Origin of the sequence: Chroococcidiopsis sp., from assembly GCF_051657925.1 — a bacterium.
Taxonomy (GTDB): domain Bacteria; phylum Cyanobacteriota; class Cyanobacteriia; order Cyanobacteriales; family Chroococcidiopsidaceae; genus Chroococcidiopsis.
On the sequence record NZ_JBOFLP010000039.1, the window covers coordinates 23396 to 39817 of the forward strand.

A 16422-nucleotide genomic window follows, 5' to 3' on the forward strand; every position below is an offset into this window, starting at 1 on the left:
CTGACAATGAAACTGCCTGTTATTCACAAACGAGCTAGGATTGCTATATAAAGCGGTTTCGCGAGCTAATTTATGTTTCTTGGAGATTGACTAAGAAGACACCCGTAAGTGTAATTATTCCACCAACTATAGATAACAAACTGGGTAATTCTTGCAGCCAGATCCAGGCGATCGCAATTGCGAGAAATGGCACGAGATAAAGATAGCTAGCGGCTTTGGCAGCAGAAATTTGCGATAGGGTGTAAGTCCAAGTCATATAAGCGATCGCAGCGGGAAAAATGCCTAAATAGGCGATCGCTAGAGTTGATTCTAAGGAAGCTAGCCGCACTGATGCTGTATCTGGTAAAAATCCTAGTAACGCGATCGTGCCACTCCAAATTGTATAAGTAGCTAACTCAAACGCACCGTACTTTTGAAACAGTGGTTTTTGTAAAATGAAATAAACTCCCTGAGAAATCGCAGCTAACAAAATTAGCACCGCGCCGAAGTTGAAGTGAAATCCTCGTATTTCTCCCAGTGAAATTAAAGCAGCACCAGCAAAACTAATGACAATTCCCAGCCATCCCCGTGTTGTCAGTTTTTCACCCAAAAAGGTTGTTGCTAATAAAGCAGTAAAAATTGGACTAGAAGCATTCAAAAGACTGGCTGCACCTGCGGTGACAGTTTGTTGTCCAAATGCTAAACATAAATGGTAAGTGCTAATACCTAAAAATCCGCCAAGGGCGATCGCGGGTAAGTCTTTGACTTGCGGCAAACGCATTCGAGTGAAAACGGCATAAAGAGTTAGAGTCATAGAGGCGATCGCAAAGCGCAAGGCGACTAAATGTTCGGGGCTGTAGCCGCGTAAACCTGCTCGCACGCCCGCAAAGCCAGAACCCCAGAGGATGAGAGTTACGAACAGAGCAAATAGTTTTTTATTCACGCTGCATGATAGCCCCCGTCTACATACAGCACCTCGCCTGTAATGTATGAAGCTGCATCGCTGGCGAGGAAAATATATGCACCAAGAAATTCTTCTACTTTTCCTCGCCTTCCCATCGGCGTAAATCTTGTTACCCGTTGCTGATACGGATCGTTTTCGTCGTACTCAACGCCTGCCATCATGTTGTCAATGTATCCAGGCGCGACAGCGTTAACTCTCACTCCTTTTTGCGCCCATTCCACAGCCATCGTTCGCACCATTTGATTAATCCCTCCCTTAGAAGCGGCATAAGGGACTAACCCTGGTATTCCTACAGCGCCAGCAATAGAAGAAGTCATAATGATACTACCAGCGCCGCGATCGAGCATTTGTTGGGCGGCGAACTGGGCGCAGAAATAGTATCCCCGCAAGTTAATATTGAGAATTTTGTCCCATTCTTCCACTTCGTATTGCTCGGCAGGTTTGATAATATCGATGCCAGCATTGCAAATTAAGATATCGATCGCGCCATAATGCTCTATTGTTCGGTCTATGAGTTGCTGGCAACGATCGCGTTTACTGACATCAACTTCAACAGCATAGACTTCTAATCCCTGCGATTGAAACTCCTCTCTGGTAGCTTCTAATTCTTGTGAATTCCAAGACGAGATAACCACTTTTGCGCCACGTTCGGCAAAACCTCGCGCAATAGCTTTGCCCAATCCTCTACTAGAACCCGTGATGCAAACAACTTTACCCGCAACGCTGAATATATCTGTCATGAGTTTTAGCCAGCGATCTTAGTTCGGATGACCGTTACTTAAGATACTACAAAACTAATTTTTGTTCAATATATTGGATTTCTGCTATATCAAAAAAATGTAACAGTAAACTACAGATAAGGATAAGTCAATTACTGCCACCAAGACGACGGGAGCAAAACCTTTTTCTCTGCTCCCTGCTCCCTGCTAACCTAGCGATCGCCTTATCGGAAGGTAGCCAGAATCGAGGGGCGAACATTAAGCCGTTTGACAACAATCGCATGAAGCCAAACGTTCCATAACATCATGGAAAATGCCGTTGCTAATGCTGCACCGACAATTCCTAACCAGTGGATACCAACGAAATTTAAAACTACATTCGTGAAAGCACTAATTCCCATTACCGATGCAGCCGGAATTTGGTTGCCTGTCATGATTAGCAAATATCCTACCGATCCCGCTCCCACATTCACAAGTTGTCCCAGAATCAAGACGATCAGCGCTCCTCTAGCTGTGGTGAATTCCGCGCCAAATAATTGCAGTACGGGTTCGGCAAAAACAATTAGCCCGATCGCAATTGCCAACGCCGGATAAAACATCCACCGCGCAATGGTAGATACTAGCTGCTGCAATCCTTGGCGATCGCCCTGAGCGTGTAGCGAAGCGATGATGGGAGCAAAAATCGCATTGACAGCAGTGAGAATGAAATGAACCCAAAGCGATGTTTTGAGTGCCGCACTGTAAATCCCCACGGCTTTAGCTCCCAACATTGTACCTAGCATGAGCGTATCTGTCTGGCTCAAAACGACAGACGAGCCATCAAGAAACATTAATGGCAAGGCAACTCTCCACCATTGACTAAGCGCATATGCAGGAACGGCTTGAGAGATTTCTGTACTGAATTCTCGATAAAACAGAAGTGCTTGAACGATCGAAACGAGTAGCAGTGACAGAATTGAAAGTGCGATCGCCTCTGTACTATTCAAGCTCCGATCTAACTGCCAAATAAATGTAATGCCGATTAATACCAATGGATAGGCGATTAAGTATGGAGCATAAGCTAGGGTAATTCTTTGAAAGGCTCTAGCAATTTGTTGCTGAAGATTAGCTAATGCCATCAAAGGCACGATCCAAACACCAAAAATCAGCGGTCTTGAATGCTCCAATCCTTGATTTGATGCCAACCACTGTAATACAATCGTGCTGAATATGGCTGTAATCAAACTAGCGATTAGCGTTTGTTGCCAACTTCCCGAGATAATTCCCCGCAAATGTCGCCAATCTTGCTCGAACTGGTATTTGGGAATAAATCTTAAAACGGCAGTCGGCAAACCCAATCCGGCAAGAAAAGCTAAGGAAAGACTGAGGGCGATCGCATAATCGTAAATGCCATACTCTGTGACTCCTAGCCAACGGGCAAGTAAGATTTGAGATATATAAATCGTGCCAGCACTGAAAACTTGGACGCTCAACGCTGCGCCTGCACCGCGTACCAATGTTTTTAGCAGGTCAGATTGCTGGTGTTGTAGCCAAGATTCAAGTTTGGGCAGCTTAGGCATCAGTTGAGTTCTTCAACTTTTAATACTACAAATATACTACACAAACGTGTTGGTTAAAAATGCCTGCCACCGAGCATCAGACTTCGCCTTATCTGCTGCTGACAGAAGCGTAAATTCACCTCAGCTTTTTAACTTACCTACAAGTCAAAACTAATTTCAATATATTGAATTTTTGATTTTTGCTTCAGCTACAAAATATACTACAAAACATATACGAGTAATGCCCGCGCTTCCTCCTCGCCAATATTTTGAATCTGGTGATGAAGATCCGCAGGATATCTCGCTGTATCGCCTGAGTTTAGAGTTTGCTCGTATGTGCCGCTTTTAACCAGTAAATCTCCGCTTAAAACAGTTAAATGCTCGTAACTACCAGATGCGTGCGGTTCGCTCTCCAAACAGGCATTGGGTTCCATCACCAGTTCGTACCACTCAGTAGCACCAGCAGATGAGATCGGGCTTAAAATTCGTAACTTACACTTACTATCTTGGCTGGCGATTGTGGGGGTATGGTGCGATCGCATCACCTCAATTTTCGTAGGCGCGATCGCGGTTTCCACATGCGCTTGACTGACTAACTCGGTAATACTGACATCCAAGGCATGGGCAAGGCTCCATAAAGTGGCGATCGTCGGATTTGTTAACTCTCGTTCGATCTGCGACAGCATCGACTTAGAGACGTGAGAGCGTTGAGCGAGTTGTTCCAGAGTCAGATTACGGTGTTTGCGGATAGATTTAACGATCGCCCCGATTGCTGGCGGGGAAGGCTGGCGGATCATCTACAGTAGCAGTACGATTGTATTTTTTACTCTAGGAGATTACGGCAGCAATTCGCCAACGCCAAAGTTGCGGCAACTCAAATTAACTCCCGCAGCAAGAGCAGGAATTTGTAATTGCTTTGTTAGAGTGAAGAGAGTAGCCATACTCGCAATTCGATCGCCCCTCAGAATTATGTCCCAACAACCCGCACGTATTTGTATTCTCGGTGGCGGCTTTGGTGGTTTATATACGGCACTACGCCTGAGCCAATTACCCTGGGAATCGGAAAAACCAGAAATTGTCCTAATCGATCGCAGCGATCGCTTCTTATTTTCGCCCCTGTTGTACGAATTGCTCGCAGGTGAATTGCAAACTTGGGAGATTGCCCCGCCGTTTATCGAACTCCTCGCCTCAACTGGGATTCGCTTCTGCCAGGGTGAAGCAGCAGAAATTGATATTTACGAACAGCGAGTCCGGCTGCAAGATGGAATCGAAATTCCCTACGATCGCCTAGTACTAGCTTTAGGAGGCGAAACGCCTCTAGATATGGTTCCTGGGGCATCCTCCTACGCTTTCCCTTTCCGTACCCTTGCCGATGCCTATCGCATGGAAGAACGGCTGCGGCTACTTGAAGCATCCACAGCAGATAAAATTCGCGTGGCAATTGTAGGGGCTGGCTATAGCGGAGTAGAATTGGCGTGTAAGCTGGCAGATCGTCTTGGTGAAAGAGGACGCTTCCGATTAGTAGAACTGAGCGACCAAATTCTCAGAACCTCCCCAGAGTTTAACCGCGAAGCAGCCACAAAAGCATTGGAAAAAAGAGGGATTTGGCTCGATCTCGAAACCAAAGTCGAGTCAATCGAACCGAATGCGATCGCCCTAGAATATAAAAATCAAGTCGATATTATTCCTGTAGATCTTGTCGTTTGGACGGTAGGTACGCGAGTTGCGCCAATAGTGCGATCGCTGCCCCTCAAACAAAACCAACGCGGACAACTCACGGCGACATCAACTCTACAAGTCACAGATCGTCCCGAAATTTTTGCTTTGGGTGACTTAGCTGAATGTCGCGATGCCGCAGGGCAACAAGTTCCTGGTACTGCCCAAGCTGCCGTACAACAGGCAGACTATGCCGCTTGGAATATTTGGGCTTCCTTGACCCAGCGTCCTTTACTTCCCTTCCGCTACCAGAATTTAGGGGAAATGATGACCCTGGGTATTGACAATGCCACGCTTGCAGGTTTAGGAATTAAGCTAGAGGGTCCCCTCGCCGCGATCGCCCGTCGCCTTGCTTATTTATATCGACTGCCAACCCTAGAGCATCAAATTAAGGTAGGCATCAATTGGATTACTCGCCCATTTTTGCAGGGGTTAGAAGGGAGTTGAGGAAGCAGTTATCAGTAAATAGGGTGTGGGAAGTGTGGGAAGTGTGGGAAGTGTGGGAAGTGTGGGAAGTGTGGGAAGTGTGGGGTCTAGAGAATTTTGAATTCTTCCTCGACTCCCGACTTTTACAAAAGCTGAGTCAAGAGAAATGCTAATCCGGCGCTAACTATAGGTACGGATAGGTTATCAATGCCGTACCAAGAAAAAGCTTCTAGACCTGTAGCTACCAGAGTAACTACAAAAGCCACGAGCCAAACTAACCAAGAATTATCGTGTACGGCTACGAGAATGGAGCTACTCACAATGTAGCTGACCACAGCCATAGTCAAAGAGCCTTCCCAGCTTTTTTTCACACCCCCAACCGTGTAGACATGCTTTCCGTAACGCTGTCCAATTAAAGCTGCGAGTCCATCACCCCAAGTCATGATGAGTATGCCTAAAGCAGCGAAGTAGGGTTTCTGTACCGCCCAAAACCAAGCGACCAAAACGCCGATGCTTACGGCGTAGAAAAACGTCCCTAAGCTCTTGCGTCCGATACTGTTAATTCCTGGTAGAAGTGGCAGGCGATAGGATAATAAAGTCGTAATACCTGCTAATACTGATGCGCCAATCCCTACCCAGGCAGGAATATTTAATAACCAAGCGAATAAAATGACATTGCCAGTACCAATGTGAACGATTTTCCGCACAATTTCGGGATCGCTATTTGCGAAACGGCTAACTGCACCTGCGATCGCCAGAACAATTCCCAGCCAAACTCCTACCACCGTTATTTGTAGCCAGAGAGGGGGAATTCGAGCCAGTAGCGGAAAATCAGCCATCAACGACTCAATCAAAACAGTCATAAAAGCTACTACATATCAAATGTAGTAGATTTGGGATACACAATGAAGAGGGAGCAGGGAGCGCACGAGCAGGGAGTAGTTATCAGTGACCAGTGACCAGCGATCGGTGAAGACAGTAGTTATGACTAACCACTCACTACACCCCACACTTCCCACACCTCACACCCGCATCAACAGGCACCACGCACCACGCACCAATGACTAATAACAGTGGAGGAAATTATCGGTGTTGAAGATCGGATTAATTTGGTTAATTCGGGGCTATCGGATGTTAATTTCTCCTCTATTGCTGCCATCGTGTCGGTTTCATCCTACCTGTTCTTCTTATGCCCTAGAAGCGATCGAACGTTTTGGCGCTTGGCGGGGTGGAATTTTGGCAGTGCGACGCATCTTACGCTGTCATCCCTGGCATCCAGGCGGCTACGATCCTGTACCAGCAGAAAGGGAGTAGGGAGTAGGGAGTAGGGAGTAGAAAATCTATATTAATTCCGAATTCCGAATTCTCCCCACACACCACTCATTAAGGCACGGTTTTTGTTTGCCAGTTGTATAAACTTCTGGTATTTCCGACTGGAAAACGGGCGCGTCTGCGGATTGGGCGGTTGGTGCGTCTGGCGATCGCGGGTTTGACTCGTCTAGAGATGGGTCGCAATCGCCTGACAGTCGTTCGCCTCAAAGTCGTTCGTCTTGTCGTCGATTGAGGACGGGAGGTAGGAGTTGCGATCGCGGTTCTAGAGCGGTTGGGGCGGCTGCGGGGGCGATTGGTAACAGTTTTGGGTTTAGATGGAGTTACGGGCTGCGTTCGCGGTTGGGGCGGTTTTGTTGCCGCTCTAGACTGTTGCGGTGGGATAGCGGTATTAGACGCTAAAGCAATTTTAATGGCTGCTTGTTGGGCAAGAGGAGCGATCTGCTGTTGCCAGTAGGGATGAATAGTAACTTTTCTAGTAGCTTGGAGGACATCTTGCCACTTGCCCACAGCGGCGGCGCTTTTTGCTGCCTCCCAAGCGGCGCGGTTGTTTTGCCAGTCTCGCTGCCATTGGGCAATTGCAGTTTGGGCTGTTTGATAGACGGGGTTAGTGATGGGAATTGCTTTAACTAAGGCGATCGCCTGTGGTAAGTTTCCTGCTTCGTAATCGGTTTTCGCTTTTTCTAATAAACGGTTTGTCCACTGCGCGATCGAAGGCTTAGCTACGGGATAAAGCGGATCGGTACTGGGAATTTGACTGCCTAGAGCGATCGCAGCCGATAGATCGGTGGCAGCTAGCTGCTGTGCCTGGGCGAGGCGACACTGTTGAAGTCCGGCTTGAACTTTAGCGTTGGTACTACTGTGAGTCGATGCTAGATCGATGCACTCTTGGTATTTTCTCGCAGTTTTGAGCGCGTTCATCTGCTCCAGAGTTTGCTCTGGATCTGCGACTGGATGCCAATTCGTTACGTACATCGCTGCTACGCTTGCTAAGACAGCCGTGAGTGCTGCTCCCACGCGGAGGGGATAGCGCTGTCGTGATGTGGAGGTGTTAGTAGGAGTTGACCGATCGGGGTTTACTAATGCTACAGCGGGTGGGTCGGGTATCCGTTCTAGAACTGGTAGTGTTTGGGTTGCAACCTCGGTAGTTGGGGTCGTGTCGAGTCCTGCCATCGTCACAGTATGAGTTTCGGAATGATTTTCAGGCAGCTCGGCTTTCACTTCACGCTCCACGCCTTTAGGAGTGCCAACCAGAGTCAGATATTTCTCGAAGTTCGACTGGTTGAAGCGAGATGCAGGTGGCGGTTGAATTCCTATAACTGGTTGCAGTAATGTGGGAAAATTGGCGAGTTGGCGCAGGGCAACCAGGGCAGCTACCGCCGTCTGATAGCGATTTTTGCTGTTGTAGCGTACCATTTTGGCAATGACTGCCCCCAGTCCCTCGCTGACTTTGGCATGTTGTCGCCACTCAATTTCGCCAGTGTCTGACTGTTCTGCTAACTGGGAAGGATTCATCCCTGTCAGAGCTTGAATGGCGATCGTGCCGAGGGCATAAATATCGCTATTGGGTTGAGGTCTACCTTGACCTTGTTCTGTAGGCATGTAACCAGGAGTACCGATCGCGATCGTAGCTGGTGGGCTATTTTCCTGTTGCCCCGTTCGCGTAAACGCCTGCGTCCAAACCTGTTTGACTGAACCAAAATCTACTAAGACTAACTTGCCATCTGCAATTCGCCGGATGAGATTGTCAGGTTTGATATCACGATGAATTGCTGCGTGAGCGTGGACGAAAACCAATATTTCTAGGACTTCTTGTAGCAGTTGGTAGACTTTACTTTCTTCCCAGCGATCGCCTGGAAGTAATTCTTTGGTCAGAGTATGTCCTTGAACGAACTCTTGAACGAGGTAAAACTCTTGGTGTTCTTCAAAATAAGCTAGTAACCGAGGAATCTGGTCGTGATTGCCAAGTTGCTCTAAAATTTCTGCTTCTGTTTGAAACAACCGCCTTGCATTGTGCAAAAATTTAGAGTTGACGCTAGCAGGCTGGAGGTGCTTAACGACACATCGAGGATTTCCTGGTCGATGCATGTCTTGGGCTACGTATGTTTGACCAAAACCACCATTGGCTAGAACTTCTACAACTTGGTAACGCCCGCCTAGCAACTTGCCTCTCATCACCTGAATTCCCAGAAAATTAAGATCATGTTACAATATTTACAAACTATCCACTTACTCCTACAGTAATAATTACGTATTTTTTAAATTAATTTTGAGTTATCTCAGGCAGTGTAAGTCCTCAGAACTTGCTGAGAACGAGCAGTAGCGAAAATTTAATTACTAAAAGTTTAATAAATTTCCTGCTTCCTCACAAAGATGTTATTTCAAGTACATGAGTTCCTGAAAACAAAGCTAAAATTCAAAATCTCAACTCCAAAAATAAAGTTCCTACAACGCCCTCAAAATTGGTAACAGCATCTTTTCGACCGCAGTGTAGCAAGAAGGACTATGTAGTTGAGAAAACACCATCATTTTATGCTGTAAAGGTTCTAGTTTTCTTCCTCCTGCCTGCTTGCACTAGTTTGTGCTTTGCTTTTTGACAGCACAATTCTCAAAAAAACTGTGAATAATGAACTGGCTGTATGATGTCAGGAATTCAATGAAAGATTGTCAGCAATTCAAAATTTGCCTGCCCCCAATCTAAACTTGGCAGCTACAAGCAATTGCGTTTATCGTTGGTAAATTTATCCCTAGTAACTCTATTCCTAGTAAAAAGGTAGTTCAGTCCGTTCACTTTGTCTAGCCTCTGAGGATTTTTACTCAAAAAAAGAGAGCCATTAGTCCAAAAACTATTTCTAGGTTAGCAATAATACAGCCAGTATCACTCCGACTTCATCTATGCCACCTCAGTCTTTAGTTTCAATTGCTATTGCGATCGCCTGTCAGTTGTCAGTTATTAGTGAAGGAAGGGAGCAGGGAGCAGGGAGCAGGGAGCTGAGGGAGCAGAGGAGCAGAGGAGCAGAGGAGCAGAGGAGCAGGGGAAAACCAACTACCAACTACCAATTACCAATTACCAATTACCAATTACCAACTACCAATTACCAACTACCATCACTCCTGACTCGTCTGTGGCAGGGAAAATTTCAAGTCGATACGATTAGCGGCGGGCATAGACGGGCAGTTTATTCGGTAGCGTTCAGCCCGAACAGTCAGATGATTGCTAGTAGCGGTGGAGATCGAACGATTAAAATTTGGTATTTGGCAGGGAAAAGATTATTGCAAACCTACATAGCACACAGAGATTGGGTGAGTTCTCTCGTGTTTATGCCCGACAAAACCGGACAAAAAACGATTCTTGCTAGTGGGAGTGGGGATAGAACGGTTAAGGTGTGGAATTTACGGCATCGAAGATTAATTCGTACCTTTGTGGGACATAAAGATTGGGTGAGTTCGGTAGCTTTTAGCCCGAATGGAAAACTCTTGGCAAGCGGTAGTGGAGATAACACCGTGAGGCTATGGAACCTCAGAACTGGAAAAGCCTTGCGCGTCATTAACGAAGGCAGTGGAGTCACGGCGATCGCCTTTAGTCCCGATGGCAAAACCCTAGCTAGCAGCACTTTTTTCAATAGCGTCCAACTCTGGGATGTCGAAAGTGGCGAACTGATTCGTACTTTTACCGGACACAAACGTCCAGTATACGCGATCGCCTTTAGTCCCGATGGCAAAACCCTTGCCAGCGGTAGCAATAACGGACAAATTATTCTATGGCGAGTTGAAAGCGGTAAGTTGCAAGAAACTCTCAAAGCCCACAAAAAAGAAGTCACGTCGCTGTCTTTTAGCGCCGATGGCGACACCCTCGCCAGCGCCAGTGGAGACAAAACAATTAAATTGTGGAATCCAGCCAACGGAGAATTACTGCGTAGCTTATCAGATCATTCAGCTGGAGTCACTGCGGTTACCTTCAGCCCCAGAGGACAAACTTTCGCAAGCGGTAGCAAGGATAGAACGATTAAAATTTGGCGAGAAGAAACTTGATGAAGTTATAAGTTAAAAGTCAAAAGTCAAAAGTTAAAAGTCAAAATTAACTTCTCTCTTCTTCCCTGCTCCCTGCTCCCTGCTCCCTGCTCCCTAAAATAAATGAAACCATATCAACGAGTGCCGATCGCAGAATCTGGGGAACCGCTAGTAGAAATTCCTTTAGAAAAGTTTGCTGTAGAGTCACCCCATCCCTACCAGTTACTAGGTGCGCCTTATCAAGGGCGATCGCCTTATCATCTACGACAAGGCGTACTCGATCGCCTCCTGCAAGCCCAAACCTATCTTCAACAATCTCATCCCCAGTGGCGCATTCAGATTTTCGATGCCTATCGTCCAATTGCCGTTCAACGATTTATGGTAGATTATGCCTTCAGCCAAGTTTTGCAAGCAGAAGGACTGACTGTAGAACAATTATCTCCCGACCGACAACAGGCTTTATGGCAGCAAGTGTATCAAATTTGGGCAATTCCTAGCACCGATCCCAAGACTCCCCCACCTCATAGTACGGGTGCAGCAGTCGATATTACCTTGGTAAATGCGGCTGGAATGACAGTAAATATGGGTTCTCCAATTGATGAGATGTCAGCGCGATCGCAACCCGATTATTTTGCAAATAGTGCCGATCCTGTAGAGCAAGAATATCACGAGCGCCGCCAGTTATTGCGAGATATCATGCTCAAAGCTGAGTTTACTCGCCATCTTGGGGAATGGTGGCATTTTTCCTTCGGCGATCAAATGTGGGCATGGTTAAGCGATCGCCCTATAGCTCAATATGGTAGGCTCTTGTAGACGTTACATGTAACGCCTCTTTCCCCTACTCCCGTACGGGCGGGTTTATCTGCTCAATTCTGGGTTGTTTCAGGGATATCCTGTAAAAACCCGCCCCTACGACTCCAGACTCCCGACTCCCTAATAACTGATACACTCCATAGCGATCGTCTTTGTATAGTTGAGCTAAAAAGGTGCAACTAGCATTGAAATTTTGGCTTTCGGTGACGACTTTATTAATTTGATAATCGGCTACGAGTTGTTTTAAAATGTCACACTGGCGATCGCTTGGCGATTCATAAAATGCTTGCGCGGCTAAATTTCTTTCATACCACTCTAAAACTTCGACATCTTTGTATGGATGTGATTTAAAGTTAATCAGAATGGGAGCGCCTGTATAAACTCTAAATTTACGTAACTCTTTATTTTTATTTGGGACTAGATAGAGATCTTCTTGTTGCGTTGTTTTTTTGACATAATTCAACATTGGAACGCTTCTATCTTGTTCTACAAACATTTGTCCTTGGTTGTACAAGCCAAGCACAAAAACCATAGATATTGTAGCTAAACTCGCCGCCATCACCGAGCGTTTGTGTTTTCCTTGAAAGTAGCGATCGAATAAGTAAGATACAAGCCAAGCAACTATAATACTAGTGGCGATCGGTACTAAAACCGCAGAAAGTCGCCAAGGAGCAACAAAGGCTATTGTATTATTTGGATAGATTATTTGAATAACAGTTAAAGTGATAATAATTAAGAAAGGAATAAATAGAGTGGTAAAAACTTTAGTTTTTCTAATTAAATAGAGCGCTAAAGCAACTAAAAAAATTTGTAAATAAGCCGAAGATTTACTTAAAAATATCTGAGGGATAGAATGGTGAGGAATTCTTAATTGAACGATGATATATTGCGATTTTGCCCACAGTTCAGCGGCGGTTGGTCTGAACTGAAAATACATATAACTAAATACTGGTAGTAATAATAGAGTTGCTAAGACTCCAACTGATATAACTTTATTTAAACTACCTTCGTTTTTATAGATAATAATTAAGTAAGTTAAGCAAATAATCCCAGCACCCATAAGATAAGTGGGATGAAAGGTAGCTGCTAAAGCTAGACAAGCTACAGCGATGAAATAATTTCGGTGGAGAAACCGATAAATTGAGAAAATGATAAAAACACCAAAATTACTTGGTTGAAAGTAAGGTCCAAGAACGTATTGTTCTGCAACTCCATAATGAATATTTAAAGCCGTATCTAAATCGAGAGCTTTAATTTGAATATTGATCGAATGAAGGACGATTAGTACAGCAAAAAAAACTAAATATTTCAGGCGATCGCGATTAACTTTAGCATCTATAGCTATTTTAGAGTTTATGTCGATTGGGAAAATAAATGAAATAATTCCAGACAAACTGTAAATGTATACGCCAAAAATAATTATATAATAAAGATAGAAAGCATATTCATTTAAATATAAATGAGTTATCTTGACTAAAAAAGTAAAAGCTGGTAAAGGATCGATGGTGCTTGCAAACCAATCATTTTCTAAAAAACCATAGCCAGCTTGTGCTAGTCCATGTAAAAATTTAGTTGTTTGATTGTCGTAGTATAAAGGTCTTTGAGTGTAGGAAATTCCAAAGACAAAAGAAATAAGTAAAAACTGACTTATTGACAAAAACTTTTTTTTCAAAGGGGTTAGATTGATTTTCATTTGTATTCTTACTACAGATCGTTGTCTGTTATTTACATTTATATCTTTCGCGAAAAATCATACAAGTACGCGAACGAACCTGGAACTGTAAAAACATCAATTTTTTGACCCATACTATCTAAATAAGCTAAAATTCTTTGCTGCTCTTTTGGAACGTGAGTAATGTGAGATAAAATTACCCACACCCTTCTATTTCCACGCAGTTTATCGAAATCATTTTGATATCTTTTCCATTCGTGTTCTGACATTCCCTTCCCGTCATATTCATCGAGATCGTCTATTCCCATAATGTAATCACCCTCACGGTAGCCATATTTTGCAGCATAATATCTAAATTGATATTCAGCTCTTTGATAAATGTATAAAATATCTCCTGGCTGTTGATGGGATTTCACATAACTCATAACTTGCTTGATTTCTTGTTTCGTTTGTGGCTGTACTAGACGATGGCTAGCATTAGCTATAGGAACGGCAAGTAGCAAGCTAATAATTAAAATACCGATAGCAGCAGTAAATTTGTTTCTACAAGTTTTCTGCCAAATGAAATAGCTTCCCTCCGCAATTCCTAAAATAAAAAAGGGAGTTAAAAAAACAACTAAGCGGCTGTGGAAAGGATATTTTTGCAGATACCCTGCAAGTAACGTCACTAAGAAAGGAGAAATTAGAATGAATAGGATTTCTCTTTTCCGATACCAGAGGGAGATAAATCCAGCTAGACAAACTAAACGCGGAACAATAACTAAAGGTTCGGAAAAACCTAAAGGATCTTTAAATAATTTGATATATCTTAAATACGACCAGTTAATATCAAATATTGAGGTAGGAAAAGCATACTTGTTTGTCCACGATCGCAATAAATATTCGCTTTCACCTAGATTTCTCAAAGACAGAAAATACAAGCTAGCAAAACTCAAAAACCAAATTGAAGTTACTATCAATACTATAATTAGTTTATGGCGATTTTTTTGCTGCCAATTAGCTAATATATGATATATTCCCACACCTGTCAAAACAAAAATTGCTGGATGGGAAAACCAAACTGCGATCGCACCTCCTATTGCATACGCTATAAGTTGAGAAGTCTGGTTCTTTTTCTGATACAGAGATACTCCAATTGTAGAACAAAGTATGGCGACGGCTACATCAGTTGAATACTGTTTGACTTCGGCAGCAAAGTACAGCAAGTACTCTAAACCAGCAAAGAGAGTTAAAGCAATGGGGATAGCTGGTTTTTGCAAACATCTTTTGGCAAGCTGGTAAAATAATAATAAGGAAGCAATACTAGAAATTAAAGGAAAGAGTCTTAAGGCATACTCGTTGTTACCGAATAACTGAACTGCTAGTTTTTCCATCATTAAAAAGCCAATGGGTGCGCCTTGGTTATAATCTAAAGGCTGTAGCAATTCTAAATACGAGCGATTGACAATATTCAAAGCTAGTGCGGCTTCGTCATTCCACAAAGAACGATTAAATACATATTGAACTAGCCGTACCAAAATACCAAAGCCGATAATGACGAATGAGATTCTATCTAGAGTAAAAGCAGTAAATTTGCTGGGTTGAAGCTTTTGAAATTGCTTTATAGTAGTTTGCATAAATTTGGATAAATATAGAGTTGCGATCGCAACAGTAATTGCTATGCCTAATTTAGGGAAATAGATTTATCTTGGCTCAACCTCCAGAGACGGGCGGGTTCGTAAACAAGTTTTGTTGTATAATTCTGTTTGTGGTTAAATTTGTTTAGCATTTCATCTGAAGGTTTGTATAAAAATATGTCGCTGTAGCTAGCAGAAAACTCGGAGTCAAAGGATAGATTGGATGTAAAATCGAGTTGGCAAGTATGGCATTTGGGTTTGAGCTGAAATTGAACCTTTGGTTCTAGCAAATAACTTAAAGAGATAATTCTGCCAATCTTAGTATCGCTAATTACCAATGGACGATTTGCCTCATTTATTATTTGAGCAACTTGAGGATTTTCAGCACTATTACCTTTCGTCCACCAAGTCTCTGTTCGAGCGCTGACTACACAGGATAGAATACCAGAAGTTAATAGCACGAGTGCTAGCAACCGCCAAAATTTTTGCTGTTTGACACTGCTTGACGAGAGTTTAGTAGCCAGCAAGTAAGCAACAGCAATTTGAATCCCTAAATAAGTTGGAATGAGATAGCGCATCGTCAGCGATCGCTGTCCTCCTAAAATTAAATCTGGTAAAATTAGGGGTATAGTTGGTACTGCGATCGATAGCAGGATAAATAATGAGACTTGTTTGCTTGTTGTCCGATACAGAAAATAGAGAGAGTATACTGTCAGAAATAAGCATGGTAAAACGATAAGATGCGTTAGAGCGAATCTAGATTCTAAACTTGACTGCCTCCAAACATCAAAAAAAATATAGCTTAAGTTGAAAACCCAGGTTTTCACTAAACTGATGAGGGGTATTGCTTCATCCTTATTGACATTACTATTAATCTCAGAAAAATTGCTGACAACAATAATTAACCAAGGAATAAAAGCTGCGATCGCGGTGAGAGAGGCGATAAAATAAGCAGAGACTGCTTTGCTAAATTGCCACTTTGTCTTTAAGCTAAATAAATATAGTCCGTGGGCGATCGCGACTAAACCAGTAAATAAAAATGTATATAATCCTACAATGAGACTAATTGCGTACAGTCTCCAACTTAGTTTACTGCTGAGACGACTAGCGCGTAGTACAGACGCACTTGATAGTAAAATTACCACTGTCCACAAACTATACTGACGTGCTTCCTGAGCCATTAAAACATGAAATGGCGAGACTGCGACTAGCGCCATAGAAATCCACCCAACTGAAGGTGACGGAAATAATTCTCTACACAGCCAGTAGATACTAGGAAAAACAAGCACGCTAATCAGAGCCGATAAACCTCTAATTGCAGCAATTGAATCGCTCAACCATTTTACCCAAAAATGAGCGATCGCATAATACAGCGGAGGATGCTGAAAATCTTCCGTAGTTAAAGATTTTATCGTGTCTAATAAGTTTCTACCAGCGTCGTGCTGATATCGTTGTAAATCTTCTAAACTCACAACAGGATGACGAGAAACTTGTTGAATAACTTCTGCTTCCGTGTAGCCAAAAATACGAAATGAAGTGAAGACTTCATCGTACCAATAAACTTTGCGATCGAGATAGAGAAATCGAAAAAATATACCGATAACTAGAAAACTGATAATTAATAATTGCCATCTAGTCA

At 43.5% G+C, this 16422-nt stretch carries 13 protein-coding genes; 4 read left to right on the forward strand and 9 right to left on the reverse strand.

Going from position 1 to position 16422, the window contains the following annotated elements; all coding sequences use genetic code 11:
* Positions 1-70 precede the first annotated feature (70 nt).
* From ACRC32_RS02895 to ACRC32_RS02910, 4 genes are all read right to left on the reverse strand, one after another.
* On the reverse strand, positions 71-922 hold the full coding sequence (locus ACRC32_RS02895; protein WP_438552558.1) for a DMT family transporter: 852 nt from the start codon (positions 920-922) through the stop codon (positions 71-73).
* On the reverse strand, positions 919-1683 hold the full coding sequence (locus ACRC32_RS02900; RefSeq protein WP_438552559.1) for an SDR family NAD(P)-dependent oxidoreductase: 765 nt from the start codon (positions 1681-1683) through the stop codon (positions 919-921). The genes ACRC32_RS02895 and ACRC32_RS02900 overlap by 4 nt, the downstream gene beginning before the upstream one ends.
* A gap of 203 nt (positions 1684-1886) precedes the next feature.
* Positions 1887-3221, reverse strand: coding sequence for a flippase (locus tag ACRC32_RS02905; RefSeq protein WP_438552560.1), 1335 nt, complete (start codon positions 3219-3221; stop codon positions 1887-1889).
* A gap of 200 nt (positions 3222-3421) precedes the next feature.
* On the reverse strand, positions 3422-3997 hold the full coding sequence (locus ACRC32_RS02910) for a helix-turn-helix domain-containing protein (protein ID WP_438552561.1): 576 nt from the start codon (positions 3995-3997) through the stop codon (positions 3422-3424).
* 172 nt (positions 3998-4169) lie between these two features.
* On the opposite strand from ACRC32_RS02910, the gene ACRC32_RS02915 reads away from it, so the two are divergent.
* Positions 4170-5363, forward strand: coding sequence for an NAD(P)/FAD-dependent oxidoreductase (locus ACRC32_RS02915; protein ID WP_438552569.1), 1194 nt, complete (start codon positions 4170-4172; stop codon positions 5361-5363).
* A gap of 122 nt (positions 5364-5485) precedes the next feature.
* On the opposite strand, the gene ACRC32_RS02920 is transcribed toward ACRC32_RS02915, so the two are convergent.
* Positions 5486-6205 carry a diacylglycerol/polyprenol kinase family protein gene (locus ACRC32_RS02920; RefSeq protein WP_438552562.1) on the reverse strand — a complete coding sequence of 240 codons (720 nt, stop codon included), beginning with the start codon at positions 6203-6205 and terminating at the stop codon, positions 5486-5488.
* A 229-nt stretch (positions 6206-6434) separates the two neighbouring features.
* On the opposite strand from ACRC32_RS02920, the gene yidD reads away from it, so the two are divergent.
* A complete protein-coding gene (gene yidD, locus ACRC32_RS02925) occupies positions 6435-6656 on the forward strand; it encodes a membrane protein insertion efficiency factor YidD (protein WP_438552570.1) in 222 nt (73 codons plus the stop codon).
* Between the two features lie 69 nt (positions 6657-6725).
* Here the strand turns inward: yidD and ACRC32_RS02930 are convergent, their stop codons facing one another.
* The gene (locus ACRC32_RS02930; protein WP_438552571.1) at positions 6726-8846 is read right to left on the reverse strand and encodes a protein kinase domain-containing protein; all 2121 of its coding nucleotides are present in this window, start codon (positions 8844-8846) and stop codon (positions 6726-6728) included.
* A 720-nt stretch (positions 8847-9566) separates the two neighbouring features.
* Here ACRC32_RS02930 and ACRC32_RS02935 point away from each other — a divergent pair.
* Complete coding sequence (locus ACRC32_RS02935) at positions 9567-10703, forward strand: WD40 repeat domain-containing protein (protein ID WP_438552563.1); 1137 nt, start codon at positions 9567-9569, stop codon at positions 10701-10703.
* Positions 10704-10805: 102 nt separating this feature from the next.
* On the forward strand, positions 10806-11495 hold the full coding sequence (locus ACRC32_RS02940) for a M15 family metallopeptidase (protein ID WP_438552564.1): 690 nt from the start codon (positions 10806-10808) through the stop codon (positions 11493-11495).
* A gap of 25 nt (positions 11496-11520) precedes the next feature.
* Here ACRC32_RS02940 and ACRC32_RS02945 read toward each other — a convergent pair whose 3' ends face one another.
* The 3 genes from ACRC32_RS02945 to ACRC32_RS02955 all read right to left on the reverse strand — a co-directional run.
* Positions 11521-13188, reverse strand: coding sequence for a DUF6798 domain-containing protein (locus tag ACRC32_RS02945; protein WP_438552565.1), 1668 nt, complete (start codon positions 13186-13188; stop codon positions 11521-11523).
* Positions 13189-13226: 38 nt separating this feature from the next.
* Positions 13227-14783, reverse strand: a complete 1557-nt coding sequence (locus ACRC32_RS02950; protein ID WP_438552566.1) for a glycosyltransferase family 39 protein — start codon at positions 14781-14783, stop codon at positions 13227-13229.
* Between the two features lie 47 nt (positions 14784-14830).
* Positions 14831-16422 (reverse strand): glycosyltransferase family 39 protein (locus ACRC32_RS02955; RefSeq protein WP_438552567.1); only part of this gene is annotated, 1592 nt, incomplete at its 5' end.